General features: G+C 38.4%; 19 protein-coding genes and 1 tRNA gene. 11 read left to right on the top strand and 9 right to left on the bottom strand.

Annotation, left to right across the window (positions count from 1 at the left end; all coding sequences use genetic code 11):
• Positions 1-145: 145 nt before the first annotated feature.
• The 4 genes from WG906_RS03125 to WG906_RS03110 all read right to left on the bottom strand — a co-directional run bounded on the left by WG906_RS03125 (position 146) and on the right by WG906_RS03110 (position 4949).
• Positions 146-979 carry a hypothetical protein gene (locus WG906_RS03125; protein ID WP_339991061.1) on the bottom strand — a complete coding sequence of 278 codons (834 nt, stop codon included), beginning with the start codon at positions 977-979 and terminating at the stop codon, positions 146-148.
• Between the two features lie 333 nt (positions 980-1312).
• Positions 1313-2059, bottom strand: a complete 747-nt coding sequence (locus tag WG906_RS03120) for a LytR/AlgR family response regulator transcription factor (protein ID WP_339991060.1) — start codon at positions 2057-2059, stop codon at positions 1313-1315.
• Positions 2056-3798, bottom strand: a complete 1743-nt coding sequence (locus tag WG906_RS03115; RefSeq protein WP_339991059.1) for a sensor histidine kinase — start codon at positions 3796-3798, stop codon at positions 2056-2058. The genes WG906_RS03120 and WG906_RS03115 overlap by 4 nt, the downstream gene beginning before the upstream one ends.
• 23 nt (positions 3799-3821) lie before the next feature.
• Positions 3822-4949 (bottom strand): TlpA family protein disulfide reductase, encoded by a 1128-nt coding sequence (locus WG906_RS03110; RefSeq protein ID WP_339991058.1) that lies wholly within the window; start codon positions 4947-4949, stop codon positions 3822-3824.
• Positions 4950-5698: 749 nt separating this feature from the next.
• Here WG906_RS03110 and WG906_RS03105 point away from each other — a divergent pair.
• The 8 genes from WG906_RS03105 (at position 5699) to WG906_RS03070 (ending at position 15630) form a co-directional block, all read left to right on the top strand.
• A complete protein-coding gene (locus WG906_RS03105) occupies positions 5699-5878 on the top strand; it encodes a histone H1 (RefSeq protein WP_339991057.1) in 180 nt (59 codons plus the stop codon).
• A gap of 254 nt (positions 5879-6132) precedes the next feature.
• Complete coding sequence (locus WG906_RS03100; RefSeq protein WP_339991056.1) at positions 6133-6603, top strand: JAB domain-containing protein; 471 nt, start codon at positions 6133-6135, stop codon at positions 6601-6603.
• A 405-nt stretch (positions 6604-7008) separates the two neighbouring features.
• The gene (locus WG906_RS03095; protein ID WP_339991055.1) at positions 7009-8811 is read left to right on the top strand and encodes a hypothetical protein; all 1803 of its coding nucleotides are present in this window, start codon (positions 7009-7011) and stop codon (positions 8809-8811) included.
• Between the two features lie 250 nt (positions 8812-9061).
• Complete coding sequence (locus WG906_RS03090) at positions 9062-9277, top strand: hypothetical protein (protein WP_339991054.1); 216 nt, start codon at positions 9062-9064, stop codon at positions 9275-9277.
• 38 nt (positions 9278-9315) lie between these two features.
• Entirely contained in the window at positions 9316-10062 is a 747-nt protein-coding gene (locus WG906_RS03085) for a competence protein CoiA (RefSeq protein ID WP_339991053.1), read from the top strand.
• A 326-nt stretch (positions 10063-10388) separates the two neighbouring features.
• Positions 10389-11702 carry a hypothetical protein gene (locus WG906_RS03080; protein ID WP_339991052.1) on the top strand — a complete coding sequence of 438 codons (1314 nt, stop codon included), beginning with the start codon at positions 10389-10391 and terminating at the stop codon, positions 11700-11702.
• A 161-nt stretch (positions 11703-11863) separates the two neighbouring features.
• Positions 11864-13900 (top strand): tetratricopeptide repeat protein, encoded by a 2037-nt coding sequence (locus WG906_RS03075; protein ID WP_339991051.1) that lies wholly within the window; start codon positions 11864-11866, stop codon positions 13898-13900.
• Entirely contained in the window at positions 13879-15630 is a 1752-nt protein-coding gene (locus WG906_RS03070) for a PIN domain-containing protein (protein ID WP_339991050.1), read from the top strand. The genes WG906_RS03075 and WG906_RS03070 overlap by 22 nt, the downstream gene beginning before the upstream one ends.
• A 309-nt stretch (positions 15631-15939) precedes the next feature.
• Here the strand turns inward: WG906_RS03070 and WG906_RS03065 are convergent, their stop codons facing one another.
• The 4 genes from WG906_RS03065 to WG906_RS03050 form a co-directional block, all read right to left on the bottom strand.
• Positions 15940-16989, bottom strand: a complete 1050-nt coding sequence (locus WG906_RS03065; RefSeq protein ID WP_339991049.1) for a PDDEXK nuclease domain-containing protein — start codon at positions 16987-16989, stop codon at positions 15940-15942.
• Positions 16986-18233 carry a site-specific integrase gene (locus tag WG906_RS03060; RefSeq protein ID WP_339991048.1) on the bottom strand — a complete coding sequence of 416 codons (1248 nt, stop codon included), beginning with the start codon at positions 18231-18233 and terminating at the stop codon, positions 16986-16988. The genes WG906_RS03065 and WG906_RS03060 overlap by 4 nt, the downstream gene beginning before the upstream one ends.
• Positions 18234-18483: 250 nt before the next feature.
• Positions 18484-18556 (bottom strand) — tRNA-Lys (locus WG906_RS03055).
• 161 nt (positions 18557-18717) lie between these two features.
• On the bottom strand, positions 18718-19281 hold the full coding sequence (locus tag WG906_RS03050; RefSeq protein ID WP_339991047.1) for a 2'-5' RNA ligase family protein: 564 nt from the start codon (positions 19279-19281) through the stop codon (positions 18718-18720).
• Positions 19282-19464: 183 nt separating this feature from the next.
• Between WG906_RS03050 and dinB the strand changes: the two genes are divergently transcribed.
• The 3 genes from dinB (at position 19465) to WG906_RS03035 (ending at position 22609) form a co-directional block, all read left to right on the top strand.
• Complete coding sequence (dinB, locus tag WG906_RS03045) at positions 19465-20649, top strand: DNA polymerase IV (RefSeq protein ID WP_339991046.1); 1185 nt, start codon at positions 19465-19467, stop codon at positions 20647-20649.
• A gap of 48 nt (positions 20650-20697) precedes the next feature.
• Complete coding sequence (locus WG906_RS03040) at positions 20698-21192, top strand: D-glycero-alpha-D-manno-heptose-1,7-bisphosphate 7-phosphatase (protein ID WP_339991045.1); 495 nt, start codon at positions 20698-20700, stop codon at positions 21190-21192.
• Between the two features lie 145 nt (positions 21193-21337).
• The gene (locus tag WG906_RS03035) at positions 21338-22609 is read left to right on the top strand and encodes a hemolysin family protein (RefSeq protein ID WP_339991044.1); all 1272 of its coding nucleotides are present in this window, start codon (positions 21338-21340) and stop codon (positions 22607-22609) included.
• Positions 22610-22691: 82 nt separating this feature from the next.
• Here WG906_RS03035 and clpB read toward each other — a convergent pair whose 3' ends face one another.
• Positions 22692-25307, bottom strand: coding sequence for an ATP-dependent chaperone ClpB (gene clpB, locus WG906_RS03030; protein WP_339991043.1), 2616 nt, complete (start codon positions 25305-25307; stop codon positions 22692-22694).
• Positions 25308-25479: the final 172 nt, after the last annotated feature.

Genomic DNA, 25479 nt, shown 5'->3' with positions numbered 1-25479 from the left:
TTTAATATTGCCCATAACGATTAAGGCTTGTTGCAGTTGCGGAATTAATAGCAGGTCAGCGATAACCCAGCACTAGTGTAATAGAAAGCAGCTTATAAATAAATCATTTCACGCAATTGCAACAAGGGGATGTTAGCGGTAGTTTTTATTTCTTATTGGTCATTCTCAATACAGCGTGCAAGGTTGCTAAGTAGTAGTAAAAAATCCAGCTATACCAAATTGCTTTATCATATTCAGTTTGCTGGTCTTTATTATGATGCCTTATTCCAAAATTGTTAGCTATATTGAAAATATCGTTCTCATCTTTCTTGTTTAAATGCGCTTTAATAGTAGGTCTTAAAAACTCTAAAACATCAGCCAACTCCCTAATTGCTTCTCTTCTGTCATCAAGCGTTGATTTATGTCGTCTAAACTTGTTTATAGCTGAATTAATTTTTTTAGATATATTTTCTTTGTCATTTGTTGGTATATCTGCTTCAAACAAGTTCGATAGACCACTATCTGATAAAATAAGAATTTCTCCATTCTCGGATATCTCGAAGCCGTCTAGGTATTCTTTTAATATTGGATTTAGTAGTTCTCTGAAATGTCTTTGACCTTCAAGGTCATTGAACTCTTCATAATGATAACCACAGTTATTCCAGTTGTGATAATGTCCATTTAATCCTTTCGAACAATGGTCGTGTAAGAATTCAATTACATCAAAAAAGTCGTCTTCTGTGTAGTTTGGAAGGTTTTTATTTATTGGGTAAAGGTTGTCTTTCCTAAGATTGACAAACATCATCGCTTCAATTTCTTCACCTAATTCACCAGGCATGTATCCATCTGAGCAGTCTACACCGAAATATTTTTGAAAATAGCCCTCGGAATTAAGTTTGTTATAAGTCACGGAAAATATCTTTTTGAGCACATCAAAATTTACTTGTTGGTCTGGAGTAATTTTTCCTGTTCTAACGGAATAATAATTCCTTTTTATCATTTGATTTTGTCCTTTTTAGGCGTCGTATTAAAATTACCGCTGAGTAGCGAATATACGCAACCAATAGCGTATATATTTCACTTATGTTAAGAGTACTATCGTTTTTTGAGACCAATGATTAAAGTTAGCTTTAATGGTTGGTACGTTTACGTTGTTCGTTGAGGCCGGTTAGTGCCAGGTAAAAGTTTTCAAGCGGTCTGGTTTCTATCGGTAAAGCTTTCGACCTTTTTATTTTTCCTGTAAAAAGTCTTGAAGGGTCAGTGGGATTGTGGCATTCTTCAACGCTTTTAACTTTCTTTTAATTACCAGAACTTTAGAAAGGGGCAAACAAAGTCACAGTTCCTTTAGGAGGTATTTTCTTTGTCTGCTTACAGGAACGCTCATCTTGTTATCCATGATCAGGTAACCACCGTCAGCCTTTTTAAAAGACTCAATGTGGTTCTTGTTTATAAGCCACGACTGGTGAATACGGATAAAACCATATATAGACAGAATTGGCTCGTATTCGGAAATGGATTTGGAAACTACAATCGGATTACTATCCCCGCGAATATAAAAGCTGGTATAGCTATTGTCGGCAGCGCAGCATACGATGTTTTCTATCAGTACATACCTGATTTCGTTCTGGTCTGCTAAGGCAATTCTCCTCTGTGTGTTGAGGTGTTGCTGCTGGTACGACTGGATCAGCATATCAACCTGCTCAGGATGTCCGGCTTTTTTTTTCTGGCTTACCTTATGTACGGCAGCAATCAGCTCCTCCGGTACTACCGGCTTGAGCAAATAATCGGTTGCTGAGAATTTGATGGCCTGTATGCCGTATTCATCATGTGCGGTAACAAAGATGATGTGAGCGGAATTCGCTTTAAGCAACTTCAACAGATCGAAGCCCGTCTCCTGCTTCATTCGAATATCGAGAAATAAGATGTCGACAGAATATTCGGAAAGGAACACATATCCGTACTCTATAGAATTAGCACTTCCTGCGATGGTTAAAAAAGGGCAATAGCGTTTGATTAGAAAAGTGAGCGCGTCAACGGCAGTCACTTCATCGTCTACAATATAGCAGCTAAGGTTGTTCATGCCAGCCAGTTTTGAAAAGTAAAGGTAGTGATTGTGCCTTCTCCATCCTGATACTTTATCTGCATTTGAATAGACATAGCTTCGAGTTTCTCATTGTAAACAGAAATACGTTTTCTTATGAGCGATAAGCCATGTCCTTCCTTTAATCCAGCTGTATTCCAGTCAGCAATACCGTTGTCGGAAACCTCAACGCAGAGTGTGGTGTCGCTCCTTGAAATATTGACAGTTATCGCAGGAACAGGAAGGACTGTGCTAAAGGCATGCCGAATACTGTTCTCAAGCACGGGTTGCAGCAAGAGGGGAGGAAAATCAATTTGTGATGGGTCAAGACTTGGTGCGACAGTTATGAAATAGAAGAAATCCATTCTTTCTTGTTCAAGCTTTAAGTAATCTACTTCAAGTTTAAGTTCTTCTTTCAGAGATATAAATTCCTTCTTGCCATTATCCATTACATCGCGCATAAAACTTGCGACATTACCGATATAAGTATTGGCACGCCCAGGGTTGCTGCTATTAATTGTGCCCTGTATTGCGTTTAATGAATTGAATAGAAAATGTGGGTTAAGCTGGCCGCTCAATAGTGAAAGGCGGATTTCTATATTCTCGTTTTTACTTCTGAGCATGGCCAGTTTCCTCTTGTTCCTTTTATCGCGTATATAAAACCAAATTCCTCCGATAGTCAGAAGTAAGATACTGATAAGTGCTATTCTGGCCCAGGGAATTCGAAAAGGTCGCGGTTTAACTCTAATGGTTATTGTGTGCACCGTTTCTGGCTGGCTCATGTACCTGAGATTAATTTCTTGATCTTTGCCAGCCTCCATATCATTGCTCAAAACTATAAAAGCTCCTCCCGGGCCTTCGGGCTTTATCGGATCCCAGGTGGCATAATTGTTTTCAGATGATGAATATTGAATAACATCATTTCTATTTAAATCACCAAATCTCAAAAGGCCTATCGAACCGTAATCTTTTTCGAATATAGTGGATGAATCCCCCCGGTAAACTGCCGGTATACCAGAGCTTACATTGAGGATATTCTGAAGATTAACGCTGAACCGATCGGACGTTAATGGTAGCTGGTAATACATAAAATTGTTCGCCTTGTCTATTGCGCGGAAGATAATTATGGTTTGTATTATCTTCTTTGACAGGATGTTACGGACAGTAATATTCAACGTATCCCCGATATTAAGGTTAAAGTTTCCCGCATGAAATGTTTGCTTCCAGGGCATTGAAACTATTCCGTTCGAGATATCCTTAGTTCCCAGTATTGCATAGTCCTGGTCTTCTCCGAGGGTATAAAGTGGCGTCCACTGCCTGATAACCCTGCTGTTCTGTTCGGCCTGAAATTCCAGATTCGTATAGTCCTCGCCACCAAAATTTCGATAAAGCTGCTTTCTTTTTCCTTTCGCCTGTATGAAATTCGGCAGAAAGCTTATCCCGATATTTCTTTGGGAGATGTAGAACAGAGATGCTGGCCGTATTATTTCTCTGCTAGATTTAAAACTACGTCGTGAACGCGAGAAGCGTTCCGGAGTACGTCCCGCTCCTGTAATCACGTAGCTGAATTCAGCTTCGGCACTATGTACAAAATTTGCCTGGCAAGTATCACATATCTTGCCACCATTTTTTTTCTTGACATCAACGTGTGTAAAGGCTGCAGAAGCGCTTTCCTGCTGACTATATCCATGCTGCCCGGCAATCAGGATGAATACTATCGGTATAAATATGTGTTTCATTTCTTTCTGTTTACAGCCGGCCCTCACGGTGTCTTTTTTGCGCTAGCAGTGTTAGAAATCACTGGCTTCAAGTCCAATTCTCTTCTTATCGCCAATTCTAGTTTCTGCTCTGTACCTTCATCCGCTCCAATCTCTGCCAGTTTAACTTTGCCGTCTCTGCCGAGCACTAATGTAGTTGGAAAAGCCTTTAGTTTATAGTCCCATGCCAACAATTGCCCAGGCTGGTAGTATTGCGAATAACGAATTTTCTTCTCCTCTAAAAATTTGGTAATCGACCTAGGACCGTTATCTCTTACATTGATGCCAACAACAACAACATTTTCTTTTCCGAATTTTTCCTGTAGTTTCTGAAGTTTGGGCATGAGTATTCGGCAGGGCATGCATGCAAGATACCAGAAATCCAGCAGCACAATCTTCCCGTTAAGCGCCTCGAGGCTAACGGATTTTCCTGTTCTCACATCGGTTGCTTTAAAAGGCGGAGCTATTGTTCCTATCCTCAGACTGGCGAGAAGATTTTCTTCCGATTCAGCCGAAGCAAAAAAAAAGACCGCAGGATTAAAAGATATCGGACTGCTATCAAGCGAAGCAGAAAAATCATAAATATCCGTCTGCTCCTCACCTTTTAATAGGCTTTTTCCATACTTTATTCTTCGTGAGGCGAAAAGGCTTTTTCTGTCGATAAAGTATCTTTCATAATGAAGTAAGTTTTGTATTTCAGTTCCTTCATCAAATCTTTTATAAACCTCGTCAATAACATAGAAATCCCCATCTGAGGTGTCCCGGACGAAGTTGAGTGAGGCAATCCTATTGTTTAAAGCCGGACGCACGTTTCCCAAAATATTATTAATGTTTCTGCTAGCTATTTCGTGTCTGTTCCATTGCGTGGTAAAGGTCACTCCACTTGCATCGGTACGTTTTTTATATAAAGTATCTCCGCGAATTAGCCATTCCAATTTATCATTGATTTTGAAGTACCAATAGGCATTCTTTTTTACCGTCCCGCGTATGTTACTCCACTGAATGTTTAGTTGATTTTCTCTCATCATTGTATCAACAAAGCGCATACGGTAAGGGATGGTTTCCATCGCGGCGAACTTGTCCCATGACTTTTGGAGAATGTTTAGTGCCGAGGTGTCAATCTTCTGTGCCATGCAGCAGCTGGTAATTAGGGTTAGGAAAAAGGTTGTAGCTGATTTTTTCATTTTCGTCTCATTTTTTAACGAAGATGAAGCGCGTTTTCAATAGATTATCATCAATAACTGAATTCAGTAGCGTTTGTCTTGAATCTGGTCAAACAGCTTTAATATTTTAAATAAAGATTCTGTACTATTTTTGGTGATAGTGGTTTGCCTAAAAAGACTACGGGTTTCATTTGACAGGTCTAAAAGTACATGGGCTCTGTTATACCCTTAAGTTTGCGAAATTACGCATTTGATACGCTGAAATTACTAACAAAGATTTTGTTTCTTCTGCAATGGGTATATTTTGTTTGGAACAATCAAAGTGCCCCATTTTGGCTTTTGATCCGCAAAGTTAAACCTCTTCAGCAGGTAAGGCCGAGCCCTTCGGGTTTGGACAAAAAAATCTCCACACCTTACTTCGTTGCGGGTTGTATTTTTTAGCCTCAAAGCTTTGCCTGGCCAGCCCACCGCGCTTTTTTTAGCTTCTACCAAAAGCCAAAGGAGAACAATGCCAGATTTTAAAGAGTCAAGGATTGTCAATTAAAAGGAAGACCGCACCCTTTTTGTGTAGAACTTGCCGGTAGCCCCGTATTTTTTATCATCTAAGTTTTTAAAAATGAAAAAAATACGGGGCTGGTATACAGGAGATTTTCCAAGAATTTAACAGAAAAGCAAATCAAATGATAGAAATCAATATATTGGCAGCCTAAATCCATGACATGAAAAATTATAATCAATTAAAAGAACTACTTGCATCTATAGAAGAAGATGCTGACAAATTTTATAACAAAGGCGTAAGCGCTGCAGGAACACGAGTTCGCAAAGGTTTACAAGATATCAAGACACTTGCTTCAGACATGAGAAAAGAGGTAACTGAAATTAAAAATAAAGCTGAATAAGAATCGAATTGCAGATATTTAAAAGGAGCTCAAAATCGGGCTCCTTTTTTTATTGAACGAAATTTAAGCATCAATTATTGACACAAAGGTAGCCCCATATCCCGAACATGGGTTCGCTGTCGCCAAGGTTGTATTTGAAAAATGGGTATCCCAGGGGGAACCCACCACATTTTTAAAATCTCCACCTTGCCCTTAGTCCGGCATAGTGGCTTTGAGAGCGCCATAATTAATTCACAATCTTTAAATCAACTATTATGGAAAAGCTTCAAAGTCAGATTTCATTGTTCCAGGTATCAGAAATCAATATCAGTTATAAACCTAAGTTCAAGGCATGTGAAAGACCACAGATCTCATGTTCTAAAGATTTACATTCCATATTATACCATAACTGGGATCAAAATAAACTAGAATTACAGGAGCAATTCAAAATCGTATTATTAAACAGAGCTAATAAAGTGCTTGGGATATCTGAAGTGTCGACCGGAGGATTTGCAGGGACTGTTGCAGATCCAAAGGTGATTTTTTCAATTGCATTAAAAGCTTGTGCAAGTTCAATAATCCTAAGCCATAACCATCCTTCCGGTAATTTGAAGCCAAGTCAAGCTGATTTGAATTTAACAAGGAAGATTAAAAATGGTGGTGAATTGCTGGATATAGCAGTTCTTGACCATATTATTTTAACTGCAGATAGTTATTTCTCTTTTGCAGATGAAGGGCTTATATAGCCCTTCTGGAATCTTTATTTAGTCATCATCGAAGAATTCATTTTCAACATTTTGAACTAATCATTACTTCTGTTTTAATGGATATACCCATATGGAGATAGCAAAAGAATTCAATATTAGCTGTCGATCCATTCGTCAATCACCGTGCTCGTCTTGATATAAAGGCTTCTGGCTCATCTCCTAGATCTAGGAAATTACGTCTTTTAAGTCCTTTTCTTCCGAAAGCATTTAATTGATGAAAAAGGTTTTCGGGAATATTTGCACACCCGCACTGTAGTCTTGCATTAACAAAAGTAGGCAATTCATTTGAGGCAATTTGACTTGGTTTTATACATTATTCAGTTGTCTTTTACCGCCTTCCTTCCAACGTTTGGGATTATACGTATCTTCGGTTTGAAAACAATTATGCCAGGAATACACCGAATCACAAATGAGAACTCCGATGTTGAAGCGAAGGTCAATTATTTTATTGACAGGTTTAATCATCACATAGCTTATGGCGGCACGGAATGGCACATGGAATTGGAAAACCAACTATCCCTGATCGAAAAAGTCCATTTTCAACTCACAAGAGATCCCGAGTACCGCATTGTTTATTTTGACAATTACTTCGCTCATGAATATTTCAGTGATGATGAAGATATGTGGTCCGACTATCCGGCATATAAAAATGTTTATAAGGTAATTAAAGCTTACAAGGCAACAGGTAACGACAAGGAAAAAAAGAAGCAGCTTCTAAACCAGGCCAGTTTTGTCAAAGCGCTGGAGAAACTATTAGAAGAACTACGGTTTCACATGCCGGAGAATTTAATTAAATGGCTTGTGTCAATTTTCCTGTGTGTACAACCTCTCGAAGAGCATGAGCATATTGAAAAGCTTAATTTATTGGCTAAATTAATGGTTTCAGAAGGTTATTTCAGCGGCAAGTCTTTTAACGATTTGAATGAAGTTATCAACCGCATTTTTTATAACCGAGATATCAAAGACCGTGATATGAAAGACTATGAGGAAAGGCAGTTCCCATTCCCCGCAGAGGTAAAGAAAAGCGAGCGTAAGTCTTATCTAAACAAAAGATCGCTTGAAAATCAGATCAGAGGTTTTAAAAGTGTCATGCAGGAAAATCCCAATAAAGGAATTATCATCATGCGCGTATTTGGCAGTGTTAGTTTACCTGAGGATTTTGAGTTTCAATACAATGGGGCGTTTTTCTTAGGCTGTGATGCGTCTAAAATTCAAAAGGTAAAGAATTCAATTCCAGAGAGCAAAATCGATTTTAAAGAGTTTTTCAAAAAAGAAGACTGCTTTTACATAGCGACGAAGTTAGAATGGTTTTCCTATTTTAATATTAAGTATAAAATGCGGGCAGTCGTTCGTGAGCAATTAGATTATGTGTCAGCATTGTTGGAACGCAACCTCGAGGTTGATCATACTGATAGTTTCGTTACTGCAACTCACGGATGGAAGTTCCATGGCGGCACTTCCGCTTTTAGAACAGGCCCTACAAAGTTTCAGGGTTATCAGCTAGATATCTTACAAAATAATAATGTTTTTAAAGCGCTTGCTAAATGTAAAATAAGCCCCGCAACCCAACATATATTTTCAATCGAGCCACAGCTTATACGAGCGCTAAAATCCGGTATAATGAGCGAATACTGGCAATATCTTGAATCATTAATTCCGCTTAATTACGATGGGGAAAAACAGGTAAAAAATATTGTTTCCCGGATTTTACTCATCAATGAAAAGACGACCTCGGACAGCCGAATATTTAAAACGTTGATACATGCTTTTGATTTATTGAACGGCGGATATCAGCGTCTCGGTGTGGATTATAAGCGGATGCCCCTTATTCGTAATCAGATGATCAGAAAAAAGGTACCTGCGCCTTTGCGAAAGTTGCAATACCCTTTTGTGCAGGAATTACTAAAAGAACATGACCGGGTAATCGATGGCGCTTATTACGAAAGGGCAAGGCTATATTATCATGGGATTCTAACTGAAGCCTACGCGATCCGTAATTTCAATGTCCATACTAGTACTGGGAACAACCGTTCGTTAATCAAAATTCAAAGGTCTTTTCCCGGAATGATTTTCCGCCTGCGTGGATTGTTATTTGAGGTTATCAAAGAGCATCCAAATGCTTCTATGGAAATTATCATAGGGATACTGTTAAAAAAAGCCGAGGCTTTGACGGAAAAGGAAAGTTAACATCACTCATTTCCGGTTTGCATTATTATAAGTCTTTTTGAGTGCCAACATGGACTATATATCTAACTCTATTATCAATTGATTTTCGGTATTTTACGATAACTACAACAGGATCAGGAGCCGCTGGAGTTTGCCTTTCAAACACTCAAAATACCTAAAAGCAATTTTCCAGAAAATTATAGTGGGTCAATGGTTCGAGCCCTACTAGGCAGATTGCGGCATTTTATAAGGGGATTCAAGAGATTTGAAGATGATTCCACTCGGAACAGTTAAAACGGGTGGTGCTTGCCTGAGGGACGTTTATACCTTGCCATTGCAAAATGTTCTTTTGCAACTGAGAGATGATATCTTTTTTGGTGGCAAACATAATTCTGTTCCAAAGCGGGGTGACAAAACCAATGCTAAAAATATTGGTGTTTTTATTTTGTTGAAAAAATTATTGGAAATAATTAGCCATTTCAATTAACAATGATTTCCCGTATTATTAGAAAAATCTTTTCGCTAATGGAATTTGCATATGTAAATGGCGTTCGAAGGTTACCTATGAAGGGTACAATTGGTATCTGTTCAGGCTGCGGGGGTGAAATGATTTCCAAGTGTGGGCAAATAACTGTTCATCACTGGGCTCATAGAAGCAAAATTGAATGCGACCTTTGGTGGGAAAGCGAAACTCCATGGCATCGTGATTGGAAGGATTGCTTTCCAGAGGATTTTAGGGAAGTTGTATTGTACAATGATAGTAAAACCGAATTTCATCGAGCAGACATTCATACATCAAATGGTGTCACTATTGAATTTCAAAATTCGCCCCTGAGTATCCCTGAAGTCGAAAAAAGAGAGGTTTTCTACGAGAAATTAATCTGGGTGCTAAATGCGAAGAAATTCAAAGGGTTTCATACTTCATTTGGAATACCAGATCCCCAATGCCCGGCGTTGGATGGCTACCAAATTACTAGAGACGTCGTTCCAAAATACTACGCAAATATGGAACGCTTCTGGCCGAAGAGGATGAAAAGTTTTCGCAATTTGAGTAACCCGCATTTGCGCGAAATAACCATGTCCACTTGGCACGATAGCTTCATCTGGAAAAATCCACATAAGGTATGGCTGGAGACAGAATGCCCGGTATTTTTTGATGTGGGAGGATTCTTTCTTTATTTGCTTAAAAGAAAAAAGCAGCTGACAGAGGACTTTTTATATTTAAAAAAAGTAAGAAAAACAGATTTTATTCGGAAGTATAGCCAGATATAACCAAGCGTTTTAAGTGAGAAATTTAAAGTTAGCCGCAGAGTTACTGATTTACCCAAACACAATTTCAGCTTTCTGAATCGTAGTTTTAAGGTCGATACCTTCACCCAATATGACGGTGAACAAATCGCCTGTCTCTTTTACTAATTTGACAAGATAGGGTTTGGATACTTTTAACTTTCATATATATTTTCAACATTTATTTTAATCCCAACCACTTCTTATAACTTGCATCCATCTCAGCTCTTATGTTTTTTACTAACCCTTGGTTTGATCTATTAGATTCAATACACGACAAAGCTTTCAGTGTATACTTTCCTCAAGTTTCATTGACTAGTGAGTCAAAAAAGATCTTGGGTTCCGGCCATTTATTCATCGATGAAGAAGGTTATAAATTAAAGATCATCAATTCGAATCCCCCATCGAGAGATGACGAAGCTGAAAACCTCTTATCGTCGATGTTAGCTGACCCAGGCAAATGGGAAATCCGTTCCATCGCTGATTATTGCTATTCACTTAAGGCACAAGATAATCATGGAAATGAGTACAGTTGTGATTATGTAGATGCTGGTTCAATCTCAAACAGCATCATTTACACGTGTTCCTTGAAATCCAAGCTTATAGTCACATCGGATAAAGACACACTTCAAGAATTTTTTCATGCTTCAGTAGTTTTTAAAAACAAGTACAGTTTTGATACGAACAATCAAGATTATCAAAAAGCCGTATTACCAACTCTTCTTGACGAAAGCGGGCATTGGAAGCATGCATGGAAATTTAACATTGGTGGGATTAGCCTGATCTTGTATAAAGATACCAAAATGCTGCATCTTGATATTCATTCAGAGGAAGCAGAGCTAAACGATGAAATTATCAAAAGAATTGTGGATTCTCTCGACTTCGCAATGGGCTTGTCGCACGACGAATATTTTGTCGTGTTTTTCGACAAAAATGACTCATTTCGTACCTTGATTAATACTGATGTCAGGAAACCAGCTGCGACTTTATTAACCGCCCCTTATCAAAAAAATGGCTCGATGGGTGATGAGGCGACATATAATTCCAAATTGGTCACAGCTTATTACAACCATTTAAACTCTTTTCCTGATTGTATACTACCAAAACTGCATAAACGAGTTATAGATTCAGGATCGGGGTATTATTATCGACATGGTCTCATTCTCGGAATCGTTATCGAAAAGATTTTAAGAACGTATTACCCTAAGCCAACGGAAGTTATTAGTCAGCAAATGTTAATGGATATCAATCAAATCAGTCAGTTAGTCCCGAAATTAAGCGATTCCGGTGTAATAGCCCGGATAAAAACGCTAATTGCTGACTTGAGCAATACCCAAAATTATGTTCCAGCTAAAATGCTAAGGAATTTAGAAGATCAACAGACTATAGGGTCTGGAAGTGTGACAAGCTGGAAGAAGCTTCGAAACTTATATGCACATGGCGATGATCTCAATGATGAGTTATCTAAGGCAGTAGGATTAGTAAGACATAATATCACAATTTACTATGAGCTTATATTCAATATTATAAATTATAGAGGTCGATATACAAGTTATTCAGCTGTAACCGGAAATTCATATAAGTATTATCCTTTGATGGAAAAGCAAGAATCTGAGATCGATTAAGACGTCTTTCTCGGATGATTTTATGGACTTAACCGTTCGTTACAATGGGGCAATTTGAGCATCCATAGAAAATTCCACTTGGAATACTTCTCTCGACAATAAACGTCCGCAATTACAAATGAAACTTGAAAGAGTACTATTTTTACGATTGAAGTTTACTAATGAGAAAGTCACCATTTCAGAATATTATAAGAAGATTATTTGCGGTTTCGGGAAATGAATGTGCCTTTCCAGATTGTAAGCATGTCTTAATTGATGAAGACGGAGACTTTATTGGGCAAGTGTGTCATATCCAAGCAGCGGAAAAGGGTGGTGAAAGGTATAATCCGGATCAATCTGATGAGGACCGAAGATCTTTTGAGAACTTAATGCTTTTATGTTATGCGCATCATATTAAAACTGATGATGTGGCTAAATATCCGGTCGAAACATTAAAAAAAATAAAAAGCGACCATGAAACTACGTTTCAGAACTCGCATTATAGTTTACCGCTTCAGCATGAAGAGAAAATTCTAGAAACTATCTATGATAAGCTAGATAAGATTCACCTTATCACAATAGAATCCCAAGATCTAATAAAAGAAGGAAACGAGATCAACAAAGATTCCAATGAGAAGATTAACCAGCTGATGGCTATTGTAAGCTCATCAACTTTTGCCGTAACTACCAACGATAACAAAATTCACAGTGAGCAGCTAGAGTTCATTAAGAAGTTTAAAAAAGAAGGGAAATATGAAACCGCACTCACTTCACTATTAAAGTTTAAGGAAGAAAATTGGGATAAAATAACCAATGAACTTAAATACAAAGTTCTCGCTAACATAGCGACTATCTTATTTGACTTTGGAAGGAAGTACGATGCAGCTAATTATTTATTAGAATTAAAGACAGTCTCATTCGAATCGAGAGAAAGATTATCTTATTTATGTTTGGCTTATTCAATTCTCGGAGAGGTTGAGGAATTTGAAAAGCTCTTCGCTTCCACACGAATACATGCAGCAGAGGATATCAATTTATGGATAGCATTTATTCAAGCGCGGGGGCAAAATACCTTGCCAGAGGATATTGTTAATGAAATTCCAACAACTTTACTCAAGGTCCCAGAAATTCTTGTTAACCTAGGTGAAGTTTTTATTGATAGAGGTCACATTGAAAAGGGATTTGCTTTCTTAGACGATGCGTATGAAATTATTAATACCGATAAAGAAAAGGTTTACCTTCTTGGCCTGATTGCAGAGAAAAAACTTGTTCATGTCGTGACCGCTGAAAAGATGCTATTTAAAAGCTTTTCAACAGACGAATTCACCTTGATTGAGCGTCTAGCGACCGACTTAATGAAATCGTGGCATAATACCGCCGGAACAGAGAAAGCAACTGGAGCATACCACTTTTTAATGAATGCGGGTATTTGCTTTAAAGCAATAGGACGGGATAAGGATGCTGAAATAGCATTATTTGGGGCTTGGACACTCTCCCATCAATTTATTTGTTTTAAGAATCTGCTATTTTATTATTTCGATACGATACAGTACGACAAAGCTAAGGTACTTTTTGACGCTGAAAGATATATAAAGATTGCTAGCACAGACAAAGTAGAGTTAGCAACATGCAAGGCAAGATTTTTCAGTTTGATTAGAGAACCTCAAAATGCTATCAAGGAATTAACCCGAGTTCTTGAAAGTACAAAAGGGGAGGATCGGTTTCTAGTTTTAGATTTAATAGTACTTACATATTTCGATTGTGAGGATTTTGAACAAGCTCTCTTATACTCAAAGCAATTGATTAATGAATATCCTAGCCGACCCGAAGGATATGTTTCTTTAGGAATATATTATAGTCGCTCGGAAAATCAAGAAGAGGCCAAAAAATTTTTAGATCAGGCATTTGAGATAACTCACCAACTTGACCAACCGTCAATTATTTTATACTTGTTGGGTTGCGAATTCGCTAGTATACAAGAACATTCAAAAGCTGCAATCTGCTTTGAGCAAGTAGTAACCAAGGGAATAGTTAATGGTCCTTTTAAGAAATTGGTTCTTCAATATTTCTATTTAGAAGATTATACTAGAGCGGAGGAATTGGCGAGGGAAGGAAAGAAATCTGTAAATGATGACGCACTATTTAATGAAGTGTTATTTCGCTGCAATGTAGAACTCGAACGGTTGACGAGGCAAAGTTGCTTTTATTCGAATACTTAAAAATAGGCAAGGAAGATTCACTAGACCATTTTAGATTTATTGGTGCCAACTTTCTTGAAAAAAACAGCCATTCAGTAGAAGCATGCGAATTGTTAGTTGATATTTCGGACTTGTCCAAGTTTAGCATGGAGCAACGACTTGGTATTGCAAGCATACTTCTTAAATACGATAAGGTTTCCGAAGGTCTAGAAATTGCTTATCATGCAAGGCTTGATTATTATAATTATGCAAAGTCGCATGAGCAATATTTAAGCTGTGTACTTCAAAAATCTGAAGAGCCAAAGGAGATCATGTTTCCAAGAACAGTAAAGGTCGATACAGGAATATACTTACAAGATCGTACCAACGTCGAAAGCCTTTTCTTTATTACAGATGATGAACGAGTTTCAGGAACCAATATCCTAAGGTCATCTGATAAGCTCGCCGCTCAATTTATAGGGAAGCAGGTCAATGATACTATAGAAATGCAAAACTCGATAGGGCCTGGAAATGTGTTGACCGTTACTTCGATAATCAACAAAAACGTATATGCCTTCCGTGAGAGTCTAAAGCTTCTTGAGACTAGGTTCATGGGAGAATCAAGTATGATATTTGGTTCTGTAGCACCGAGCAATGATGGCAAAGGTGGCCTTCTAGAATTTATCAAAGATCATCTCACTAAAGTTAAGCATCAGAAAGAAGAGCTCTATAGACTGTACGAAAGCGATAGTGCTACTATAGGGATGTTGTCTTCATTTTCACGTACTAACATTATTGAGACTTGGCTTGAAATGATTGGTTCAGAAAAAACCATTATTAAAAGCTATATAAAGGATGAAACGAAAGAGTTAAACTCAGTAATTTCGGAAGGTAGACCAGTGGTTATCGATATAATTTCGTTGCTTACTAATTTTTACCTTTTTCAAGGCTTTCAGGTGCTAGATAGCTTAGATATTAAGTATATAGTAGCCAAGTCTACGGTCGAGGAACTTGTTTCCTATAAAGAGTTTCTTAAGGAACGAGGACCAGTTACTAGTATTGTTCTAGATGGTGAACTTAAAAAATCTAATTTTACCCAGAATGATGTGGACGCCTATGTTAGAGTTATCGATATTATTATAAATTGGTGCAAGAAGAACACGATTATCCATTCCCCGAGTAAAGCTTATAAATTAACTAAAGAACTACAAAGGATAAAAGATATACTGGGTAGATCGTTTTATGATACGCTTATTGTTGCCAAAGAACACAACGCTTTAATGCTGTCGGATGATGAACGTTTAAAGCAAGTTGCATTTGGAGAACATAATGTGCAATCCTTCTCATCATATCAATGCATTGTCTATCTATTGTTGTTAAAAAGGTTACCAGAGGCCAATTTTATAGAATTTGTTAAAATCTTGATTAGGTCGAATTATGGCTATATACCAATCTCAGGTAAAATTCTTTGGGAGCTATCATATGAATCAGACTTTACCAATATTAAAACGCTTCAGCAAGCAACCAGGGGACTCATCATTATGTCGCCTGATTTTTGTGCCCAAGCAATATCGAAATTTAGTAGGTACGTTTTATTAAACGAAGATATAAATCCTGAATCTAATAGTCTTATATCGTTTGTGATCGGAAAAATGGAAGAGCACCCTCAAGTCGAACAAGTACGAGCTGCTTTAATGAAGATAGTCGAGAAAGATTTTAACCTCCTTCCCGGCATGAAGAAACACATGATTAAGTTATTGAGAGTTACATAAAACTTAATTCTGTTTTGCCTGAAATATTTCTTGCATTAGGAGCCAAAACAAATTAGATTTAGATTAAGAAGAAAGCAGATGAGTTGGAGAGACCCCGTCCCTAATGAGTGTGAAATAAAGATGCTATATGAGAAGTTTCCAGATGGATGTGCGCGAGAGGTTGCCACTGCGTTCATCCGGCGATGATTGTGGTTGCGATGACTGCCAGTTAATGCATTCGTATAAAACCTATCATTGCAAATGCTTAAACAATATTTGACAATAAAGTTAAATTAGTTTAGGAGTAAAATGGCACGGAAAGATTGCGACTTACTCCAGTTGCCTTTTCAAATCTTCTTTGCTCGGAAGATAAAGCTTATATTCTTTAGCAAATATCTGGTCATTGCCTAACGGTAATGTAAACTCAACCACAGCCTTATTTTCTTGTTTACATAAAACTATTCCAATTGTATTCTTTTCATCAGGCAGCTTGACCTTCCGATCATAATAATTCACATACATCTGCATTTGCCCAATATCCTGATGCGCAAGCTTGCCAATCTTCAAATCAATTAAGACAAAGCATCTAAGCAGACGATTATAAAATACCAGATCAACATAAAAATGATCACCATCTAAGGTGATGCGTTTCTGTCTTCCTTCGAAAAGGAATCCTTTGCCAAGTTCCATCATAAAATGTTCAAGCTTATCTATGATGGCTGTTTCGAGATCGTTCTCGGTATAACTCGAGCTTTCTTCCAGATTCAGAAATTCAAGCACGTAGGGCGTTTTTAATGTATCGAATGGCTTTTCGATAACCTGTCCTTTTGAAGAAAGGTGTTTTAGCTCCTGTTTATCTTTACTTAATGCCAGGCGCTCATACAATGATGAGTTAAATTGCCTTTGAAGCTCCCTCACAGACCAATTATTCGAGGCACTCTCAATTTCATAAAAATCCCTTTCTTCATCGTTCCCGATTTTTATGAGCTGGATATAATGCGTCCAGCTCAATTTAAACTTCTCAGAAAACGCATTCAGTGATTGCGTATTTATAACTTGTTGGTTATCAGTTTGAAATTTCGCAATCACTGATTGCGAAATTCGATTTGTATATGACAGATAGAATTTCCGAAAGTATTCCAGATTTCGATGTGAGAAACCTTTTCCATATTCCTTAGTTAGATGGCCGCTCAGTTCTTTTAAGACCGATTCTGAATACGCAGCTCTGTCTTTACCGTGTTGTTCCTCTTCCACAATCATTCTCCCAATATGGAAGTAAGTATAGACCATTGTGGTGTTGACGTTTCTTACAACCAGGTTTCTGGCCTCCTTAATTAGTAGACTTACTGAATTAAGGAGTTGTTCATTGTTGTTTTTCATGAGCCGGTTTTTAATAGTCCATCGCTTGTAAATAACTTCTCCTGTAGAGCCTGCATGTTATTACTAGTTTTGCGCTTTGTAATCTTCGCATAGATTTGGGTAGTGCGGATGCTTTTGTGACCGAGCATTTTGCTTACTGTCTCAATAGGGACATCGTTCTCAAGAGTCACCGTAGTCGCGAAAGTGTGACGGGCCGTGTGAGTGGTTAACTCTTTATCTATCCCGCATACGGTGGCAACTTCTTTTAAATATCCATTATAGCGCTGGTTGCTATTTACAGGGAGTAATCTTTTTGTACTGATGCAGTAGGAGTGGTCTTTATACTTTTCGAGAATGGCTAACGGTATAGGAAGCAATGGTACTGCTTCTTCATTGTCTGTTTTAGAGCGGTCCCTGCTAATCCATGTTCTTCCATCTAACCCCATATAAATATCATCCTGATTAAGGTTGTAAACTGTCTCAAAGGCATATCCCGTGAAGCAGCAAAAGATGTATACGTCACGAACTTCAGCCAGTCGCTGAACCCTGATCTCCTTATTATACATTGATATTAATTCATGCATCTCTAGGTAATCGCGATCAGGGTCTTTATAGGGGCACTTAAAGCCGCCAATGGCATTTTGTTTAATCCAACCATGATCTACAACTTTCTTGATCACCTGCTTTAATGTTTTCACATATTTCATCGACGAATTATCCCCGATGTCTTTCATAATTAAAAAATGATAAAACTGGACGGCAAATGAGTATTCAACTTCCTCAATGCTCATGTCATTTTTTTTGAAATTCGATTTTATGAATTGACCTGTATACTGTTGAAGCCTTTCGTACCGCTTAAGAACCACCGGCGAGCCCTTGCCTTTGCTTACTTTTTCTGCAAATTTTTCATTATGGAACTGGCAAGCTTGTAGCAAAGTCTTTTTAACTACCGGAGGAGGCAGGTAAGCTTCCTTGACCATTTTAGGTGTTACCTCAACCAGATTGCTTTTTAGTCTCTCGAAATGCTTTTCAAGTTCAACCTGAGTTTTTCGAATGTAAGCGTTTATTGATTTCGCATCGGAACAAGAGATTTTTGCTTTTCCTGCTTTTTCATCCCAGTCCTCTAACAGAATCTTTTTTCCAGAGGAGAACTCTTCACGGATTCCCTTAATAGTAATTCTTACATAGAGGGGGGCAAATCCATCTTTCGTTTTCTTGGCTTTAAACAACCAAAACAGCACTGACAATTCTTCGTTGATTTTCATGATTTCAAAATTTTAAGTTTTGGAAATCAGTTCTTTAAGCGTATAAATTCATTTAAACCTGGTTGAATTCGGTTACCTAATTTCGGAAGAACCAATAGGTAACCGAATAGGTAACCGATTTGGTTGAATCCACTTGAACTTGCTTGTATTGAAATTTTTGAGAAAAGTGGCTTTAAACGAAAAAAGCCTCTTTTTTCAAAGAGGCTTGTACTTAGAAGATACGTTTTGAAGGTGTTTTGGGCCTTCTTTGTGATCCCGCTGGGATTCGAACCCAGGACCACTACATTAAAAGTGTAATGCTCTACCAGCTGAGCTACGGAATCTTTTAAATCGAACGTTTAATCGTTTCCTTTAAAGTGGTGCAAATATACAGCTATAACCTATTGCCCGCAAGTTTTATTGAGTTATTTCTTAAAATATAAGCTAAGGTATTAGTTGTCAGGATTAAAATAATTTTTACAGCGATCCGATAGTCCAGTTTTTATTAAAATAAACCTGGATTTTGAACTTTTTGAAATGGAAACTCTTTAAATAGCTGCCATCGTTTACCATCGTGTTTCAATAAACTGAAGTGATCAGCCAAAAATGATCGCTTAAACTTTTTATTTTTATATTCATTCCAGATCACCGGAAAAACTCCAGGCGGAATATCCCGGTAGGCAATGGTGATATGCGGATGGAAAGCTGAATGACTCTTTATTTCTTTGGAATCAATTTTGTTTTTTGTATAAACCGCGGATAAATCTTTTTGCAGGGCGCTTAACAATGGATTCTTTACTGCAGCAATATATAGTGTCTGAATATTAAACGAGTCAAAATTTAACAGATCAATTTTAAACGGTTCATGCTCGAAACATACTGGCTTTAAAAGTTTAATCAATCGTTCTTCAATATCTTCTTTAATTGATAAGGGTTTGTATAAAGTGATATGAACAGGTGGTTTCAATGCTGCATAAACTTTGTACTGATCAGAAAGTTCTTTCCTGATTTCATCTATCTCTTCCGCCAAATCTTGCGGCGGAATAATCGCTGTCAGATATAAACTCATTTCTCAGTTTTGCTGCTTAGTTGATGCTTTTCCTAATTCTAACCCGCTTTTGGATCTTATGTTGAGGCGAAATATTACAGATCTCATCTCGCATAATTCCGGGGCTTAAATATAAAAAGTCTGGTGCTCATTTTATATGAATTTAGCTAATTTTCTTAGCAGGGATTTCCTATTTTTGTTAAGATGAAGGAGAAGCGGCATATAGTACATATTGATTTGGATTCTTTCTTTGTTTCTGTAGAACGATTGAAAGATAAATCACTGGAGGGCAAACCTGTACTTATAGGCGGAAGCTCTCAAAGAGGTGTGGTCGCATCATGTAGTTACGAAGCCAGAAAGTTTGGTGTGCATTCTGCAATGCCCATGAAAAAGGCCCTGCAGCTTTGTCCTCATGCCATTGTAATTGGCGGCAATTATTCGTCTTATAGCAAAGCATCTGCAATGGTTACCCAGATTATAAACGAACGTGTGCCTCTTTTTGAGAAAACTTCGATTGACGAGTTTTACATCGACCTTACGGGAATGGACAAGTTTTTTGGCTGTTACCAACTCGCATCAGAATTGCGCCAGTCGGTAATCAAAGAAACCGGCTTGCCTATTTCCTTCGGACTTTCGGCGAATAAGACTGTTTCCAAGATCGCCACAGGGCAAGCCAAGCCTAACGGACAAATTTATGTGGAACATGGTAAAGAGAAGGAATTCCTCGCTCCCTTATCGGTTTCGAAAATTCCTATGGTAGGAGAGAAGGCCTGCGAGCTGCTCTACAGTATCGGCATTCACAAAATTTCGGATCTGCAGGTTCAAAATGTACAAAACATTGAGCGGCATTTTGGAAAAATGGGCATGGTGATGTGGAATAAAGCTAACGGTATCGACAATTCTCCGGTAAGCCCATATCATCAGCGTAAATCCATTTCAAGTGAAAATACCTTCCCGGCCGATGTGTCAGACCTTTCTGTTTTGCAGCAATTATTGATATCGATGCTCGAACAGCTTACGTTCAAGCTGCGTATGGAAAACAAGCTTGCTTCCTGCCTTGCGGTAAAGATAAGATACTCAAATTTCGAAACCTTTAGCCAGCAAATTACTGTTCCTGCAACTCATTCTGATATTCTCCTTATCCCTGAATTGAAGAACTTACTCTATCAGGCTTACGATCCTTCGAGACCAGTGAGGCTCATCGGACTAAGACTAAGTCAGCTTTCAGAAGGTTCATATCAGCCGGGATTATTTGATAACCACGAGCGCAACGAAAAGCTGTACGAAGCCTTAGATAAATTAAATAATCGCTTTGGTACAAAGACCGTTTCCAGGGCAGCCACCTTCGGTATTTCCTCGAGAGAGTTTAATCCGTTTATAAGAGACTAAAAGGAATTTCACCGTTGATAATTCAAATTTCAATCGTAGTTTTGATCCATGCAAACTAATAAAGCTGTTTTTTTAGACAGAGACGGAGTTTTAAATAAAGAATTGGGTGATTATGTATGTAAACTTGAAGATTTTCATGTGCTTGAACATAATTTCACAGCTTTAAGAGAATTGCAGGACAAAGGTTACCTACTGATTGTAATTACCAACCAGGGAGGTGTGGCAAAAGGCTGGTATAGCGAAGCTACTCTGAGCAAGATGCATCAGCATTTAATAAATACCTACAAAGAAAACGGTATTCATATTACTGAAATATATTACTGCAGACACCATCCCCTGTACAATGGTGCTTGCCTGTGCAGAAAACCAGGCTCCATGATGCTGGAAAAAGCTATTGCGAGATTTAATGTTGATAAAGAGAAATCGTATTTTATCGGCGACCGTGAGCGGGATGTAATCGCCGGACAGGCAGCGGGCGTTACCGGGATTTTAATAGATTCCGATCAGCCAATTTCTGAAGTATTGCATTTAATAAACTCTTAGATAAAAACACTCTTATACAGATCAGCGCTTTACTATACCTAATTATAAAACTTTTAATATCTTTTTGGGTAATTATTGTAAATGGATTGAATGGCAATCTTTTTCTTGCAAACCTGATCTGATTAAAAGATATTGAACAAACCCTATGGCGATTATTATTATCATTTTTTTGATTTTGTTGAACGGGGTTTTTTCAATGAGCGAAATTGCACTGATCTCTTCAAGAAAATTTAAATTAGAAAGTGCTTCTAAAAAAGGCAATAAAAATGCCAGAAAGGCTCTTGAACTGGCCGCTAAACCCAACACTTTCCTGTCAACGGTACAAATAGGGATGACCCTGATCGGAATACTGCTTGGAGTATATAGCGGAGATAAGTTAACGGATGATCTTCAACGGGCATTAGACAGTGTCCCGTTTCTAAATAATTATTCAGAAACTCTGGCGGTTGTTTTGGTAGTTATTATAATTACTTATTTTTCTATTGTCTTTGGTGAGTTGCTTCCGAAAAGAATCGGATTGAAGTTCCCTGAAAAAATTTCTGCACTTGTGGCCATTCCGATGCATTTCTTATCGAAAGCTACAAAGCCGTTCATCTGGTTATTATCAACAACCAATGATTTATTTCTGAAGATGTTTGGAATCAGCGGAAACCACCATGGAATTATTACGGAAGAAGAAATCAAGGCTATTATTGCTGAAAGCACCACTGTGGGTGAGATTTTAGAGATTGAGCAGGAAATTGTAAAAAGGGTGTTTGCTTTGGGTGATAGAAAAGCCGGAGAGCTTATGACACATCGCTCTGATCTGACCTGGATAAATATCGATGATGATTTAGTCGAAATAAGAAGGAAAATAGATAATGATCCCCATTCTGTTTATCCGGTTAGCGACAATTCTCCCGATAAGCTGGTGGGCCTGGTTTCGGTCAGTAAAATTTTTCGGAAAAGTAGTGAGCCCTCAACATTCAGTTTAACTGAATTAATTGAGAAACCCGTTTATATTCAGGAGAATATGGCGGCTTACAGGGCTCTTGAAAAATTCAAAGAACATCGCACGCATTTGATTATTGTGGTGGACGAATACGGTTCTGTGGAGGGTGTCCTTTCAATAACAGATTTTGTGGATGCTTTAATGGGATCTGCTTTTCAACAGCTGCATGAGGAGTTAAATATTGTCAAAAGAGATGAACATTCGTGGCTGGCCGAAGGGCAATGTCCATATTACGAGTTTGTTAATTATTTTCAACTGGCAGATCTTGAGGTTCCTGACGGTTTTACCACCTTAGCAGGATTGATACTTAGCAGATTAAATAATTTCCCCGTTATAGGTGAACGCGTTCATTGGAAAGGATTTCAATTTGAAATTGTTGACATGGATGAAATGCGGATAGATAAAGTGATAATTTCTAAAATTTAGAAAAGTATTAACTTAAAAAAAGTCATCCGGTTTACCGGATGACTTTTTTTAAGTTACTCTTTCAATCCTGCAACTGCAGTCTCTACACATTAACTTCTTCCAGTTTATCCTTATTTAAGAACACAAACTTATTGTCGAACACATCAAGCATTATCTTACTTTCCTTATCAATTTTGCCGGAAAGAATTTCCTTAGAAAGCTCATTCAGAATGCGTTTTTGAATAACCCTTTTCAAAGGCCTTGCACCAAATTGCGGGTCGTATCCTAACTGGGCCAGCCAGTCGAGAGCTTCCGACGAAGCTTCTATTTCAATTCCCATCTCAGCAAGTGTTTGTTTAACCTGGTTAAATTGCAGCGTTGCTATATCCCTTATTTCATTTCTGTTCAAAGGAGTGAACATGATCAATTCATCAATCCGGTTTAAAAACTCCGGACGGATAGTTTGCTTAAGCAGCTCAAAAAGTTCATTTTTGGTTTTGGCCACGACTTCATCATGATTAATGTCTGTCAGTTCCCTGAAATTCTCCTGTATAAGATGCGATCCTATATTTGAGGTCATAATAATGATGGTATTTTTAAAATTTACCACACGGCCCTTATTGTCCGTTAAACGGCCATCATCCAAAACCTGTAAAAGAATGTTGAATACATCGGGGTGAGCTTTCTCAATTTCATCCAGAAGGATGACACTATAGGGCTTTCTTCTTACCGCTTCAGTTAATTGCCCGCCTTCATCATAGCCCACATATCCCGGAGGCGCTCCGATTAGTCGTGAAACCGCATGCCGTTCCTGATATTCACTCATATCAATCCGCACCATAGAATGTTCATCATTGAAAAGAAACTCTGCCAGGGCTTTTGCAAGCTCGGTTTTACCCACACCGGTTGTTCCAAGAAAAATGAAAGATCCGATGGGCTTTCGTTTATCCTGCAAACCTGCACGCGACCGGCGGATAGCATCGGAAATTGCTTCGATGGCCTCTTCCTGACCAGCAACGCGCTTGTGAAGCTCTGCCTCTAAATGCAGAAGCTTTTCACGCTCACTCTGAATCATTTTGGTTACCGGAATGCCGGTCCAGCGCGAAACTACACCAGCGATATCATCAGCGGTTACCTCTTCCTTCAGCATCCGGCTGCCAGATTGTTTTAATTCAAGCTCTTTTTTCAGGGTTTCAAGCTTATCCTGAGATTCTTTGATTTTCCCATACCTGATTTCAGCAACGCGACCATAATCTCCCGCCCGTTCCGCCTGCTCAGCTTCCAACTTATAATCCTCGATCTGTTTAACCTCATTATTTATCGCATCTACCAGGTCTTTTTCGCCCTGCCAGCTTGCTTTTAACGAATCCCGCTCAGCAGACAGGTTGGCTATTTCCTCGCTTAACTCGGCAACTTTTTTCTGATCGCTTTCACGTTTAATCGCTTCACGCTCAATTTCAAGCTGCATGATTTTTCGCTCAATTTCGTCAACCGCTTCCGGTACAGAATCCATTTCCAGGCGAAGCTTCGATGCCGCTTCATCCATTAAGTCGATCGCTTTGTCAGGCAGGAATCTGTCGGAAATGTATCGCTGTGATAATTCTACAGCCGCAATAATGGCCTCATCTTTTATCCTTACTTTATGATGCGTTTCATAGCGTTCTTTCAAGCCCCGCAGAATAGAAATAGCATCCGGAGTATCGGGCTCATCAACCATTACCTTTTGAAAACGACGTTCAAGAGCTTTATCCTTTTCCAGATATTTCTGATACTCATTCAGGGTAGTAGCACCGATAGAGCGTAATTCTCCACGTGCGAGAGCTGGTTTTAAAATGTTGGCAGCATCCATAGCGCCTTCACCACCACCTGCGCCCACAAGGGTGTGTATTTCGTCAATAAAGAGAATAATTTCCCCATCGCTTTGGGTAACCTCCTTTATTACAGCTTTCAAACGTTCCTCAAACTCTCCTTTATACTTGGCGCCTGCAATCAGCGCACCCATATCCAGAGAATAAACGGTTTTAGACTTTAAACTTTCGGGAACATCGCCTTTAATAATTCTAAAGGCAATACCTTCAGCGATAGCTGTTTTACCTACACCAGGCTCGCCAATTAAAATCGGATTATTTTTGGTTCTTCGTGATAAGATCTGGATCACTCTTCTGATCTCTTCATCACGCCCGATCACAGGGTCAAGCTTCCCCGATTCTGCGTATTCGTTAAGGTTGCGGGCATACTTATTTAAAGCGTTATATGTTGCTTCCGCATTCTGGTCGGTTACACGACTGTCTCCGCGTAGTTCTGTGATCGCTTTTTTAAGGTCCTTTTCAGTAACACCAGCATCTTTTAACATATTGCTGGTTTTATCGCTGGAACTTAAGATGCCAAGCAAAATATGCTCAACCGATACAAAGTCGTCCTTAAATTCTTTTAAATAACTTTGCGCCTTTTGAAGGGCAGAATTAGTTGATGACGACAGATAGATTTCGCTGCCGCTAACCTTCGGATAACTTTGTATTTCTGCATCCAAAACCGTGTTTAACCGGTTCAGATTTACATTTAACTTTTTCAGTAGATAGTTGATTACATTTTCATCAACCATAAGCAGGGCCTTTAGCAGGTGCGCATTCTCAATGGCCTGCTGCTGATTACCTCCTGCAATTTCAGAAGCTTTTTGAACAGCCTCCTGTGCTTTGATTGTAAAATTGTTGAAGTTCATAGTGCTTAAGTACAATCAAAACAATTGCCATATGGATTTTGATTCAGAATAGTGGAATTTTTGTCCAGTAAATTTTTTCTGAAATGACTAAAAGTCTGATAAATAATAAATTATACTGAAAAGTTGACCATGTTTTGGGAAACATACCGTCGTCTTGTAGATGCTGAAGTCT

It is taken from the genome of Pedobacter superstes, from assembly GCF_037622515.1.
Lineage (GTDB): Bacteria > Bacteroidota > Bacteroidia > Sphingobacteriales > Sphingobacteriaceae > Paradesertivirga > Paradesertivirga superstes.
The sequence above is the reverse complement of the archived record's forward strand: the minus strand, read 5'-3'. Positions and strand labels throughout refer to the sequence as shown.

What these genes read in the sequence shown, in the direction of transcription:
- WG906_RS03115 (WP_339991059.1), bottom strand. Translation starts at nt 3,798, where the DNA reads ATGAAACACATATTTATACCGATAGTATTCATCCTGATTGCCGGGCAG.
- WG906_RS03100 (WP_339991056.1), top strand. Translation starts at nt 6,133, where the DNA reads ATGGAAAAGCTTCAAAGTCAGATTTCATTGTTCCAGGTATCAGAAATC.
- dinB (WP_339991046.1), top strand. Translation starts at nt 19,465, where the DNA reads ATGAAGGAGAAGCGGCATATAGTACATATTGATTTGGATTCTTTCTTT.
- WG906_RS03095 (WP_339991055.1), top strand. Translation starts at nt 7,009, where the DNA reads ATGCCAGGAATACACCGAATCACAAATGAGAACTCCGATGTTGAAGCG.
- WG906_RS03065 (WP_339991049.1), bottom strand. Translation starts at nt 16,989, where the DNA reads ATGAAAAACAACAATGAACAACTCCTTAATTCAGTAAGTCTACTAATT.
- WG906_RS03040 (WP_339991045.1), top strand. Translation starts at nt 20,698, where the DNA reads ATGCAAACTAATAAAGCTGTTTTTTTAGACAGAGACGGAGTTTTAAAT.
- clpB (WP_339991043.1), bottom strand. Translation starts at nt 25,307, where the DNA reads ATGAACTTCAACAATTTTACAATCAAAGCACAGGAGGCTGTTCAAAAA.
- WG906_RS03035 (WP_339991044.1), top strand. Translation starts at nt 21,338, where the DNA reads ATGGCGATTATTATTATCATTTTTTTGATTTTGTTGAACGGGGTTTTT.
- WG906_RS03060 (WP_339991048.1), bottom strand. Translation starts at nt 18,233, where the DNA reads ATGAAAATCAACGAAGAATTGTCAGTGCTGTTTTGGTTGTTTAAAGCC.
- WG906_RS03105 (WP_339991057.1), top strand. Translation starts at nt 5,699, where the DNA reads ATGAAAAATTATAATCAATTAAAAGAACTACTTGCATCTATAGAAGAA.
- WG906_RS03085 (WP_339991053.1), top strand. Translation starts at nt 9,316, where the DNA reads ATGGAATTTGCATATGTAAATGGCGTTCGAAGGTTACCTATGAAGGGT.
- WG906_RS03110 (WP_339991058.1), bottom strand. Translation starts at nt 4,949, where the DNA reads ATGGCACAGAAGATTGACACCTCGGCACTAAACATTCTCCAAAAGTCA.
- WG906_RS03090 (WP_339991054.1), top strand. Translation starts at nt 9,062, where the DNA reads ATGATTCCACTCGGAACAGTTAAAACGGGTGGTGCTTGCCTGAGGGAC.
- WG906_RS03125 (WP_339991061.1), bottom strand. Translation starts at nt 979, where the DNA reads ATGATAAAAAGGAATTATTATTCCGTTAGAACAGGAAAAATTACTCCA.
- WG906_RS03050 (WP_339991047.1), bottom strand. Translation starts at nt 19,281, where the DNA reads ATGAGTTTATATCTGACAGCGATTATTCCGCCGCAAGATTTGGCGGAA.
- WG906_RS03120 (WP_339991060.1), bottom strand. Translation starts at nt 2,059, where the DNA reads ATGAACAACCTTAGCTGCTATATTGTAGACGATGAAGTGACTGCCGTT.
- WG906_RS03075 (WP_339991051.1), top strand. Translation starts at nt 11,864, where the DNA reads ATGAGAAAGTCACCATTTCAGAATATTATAAGAAGATTATTTGCGGTT.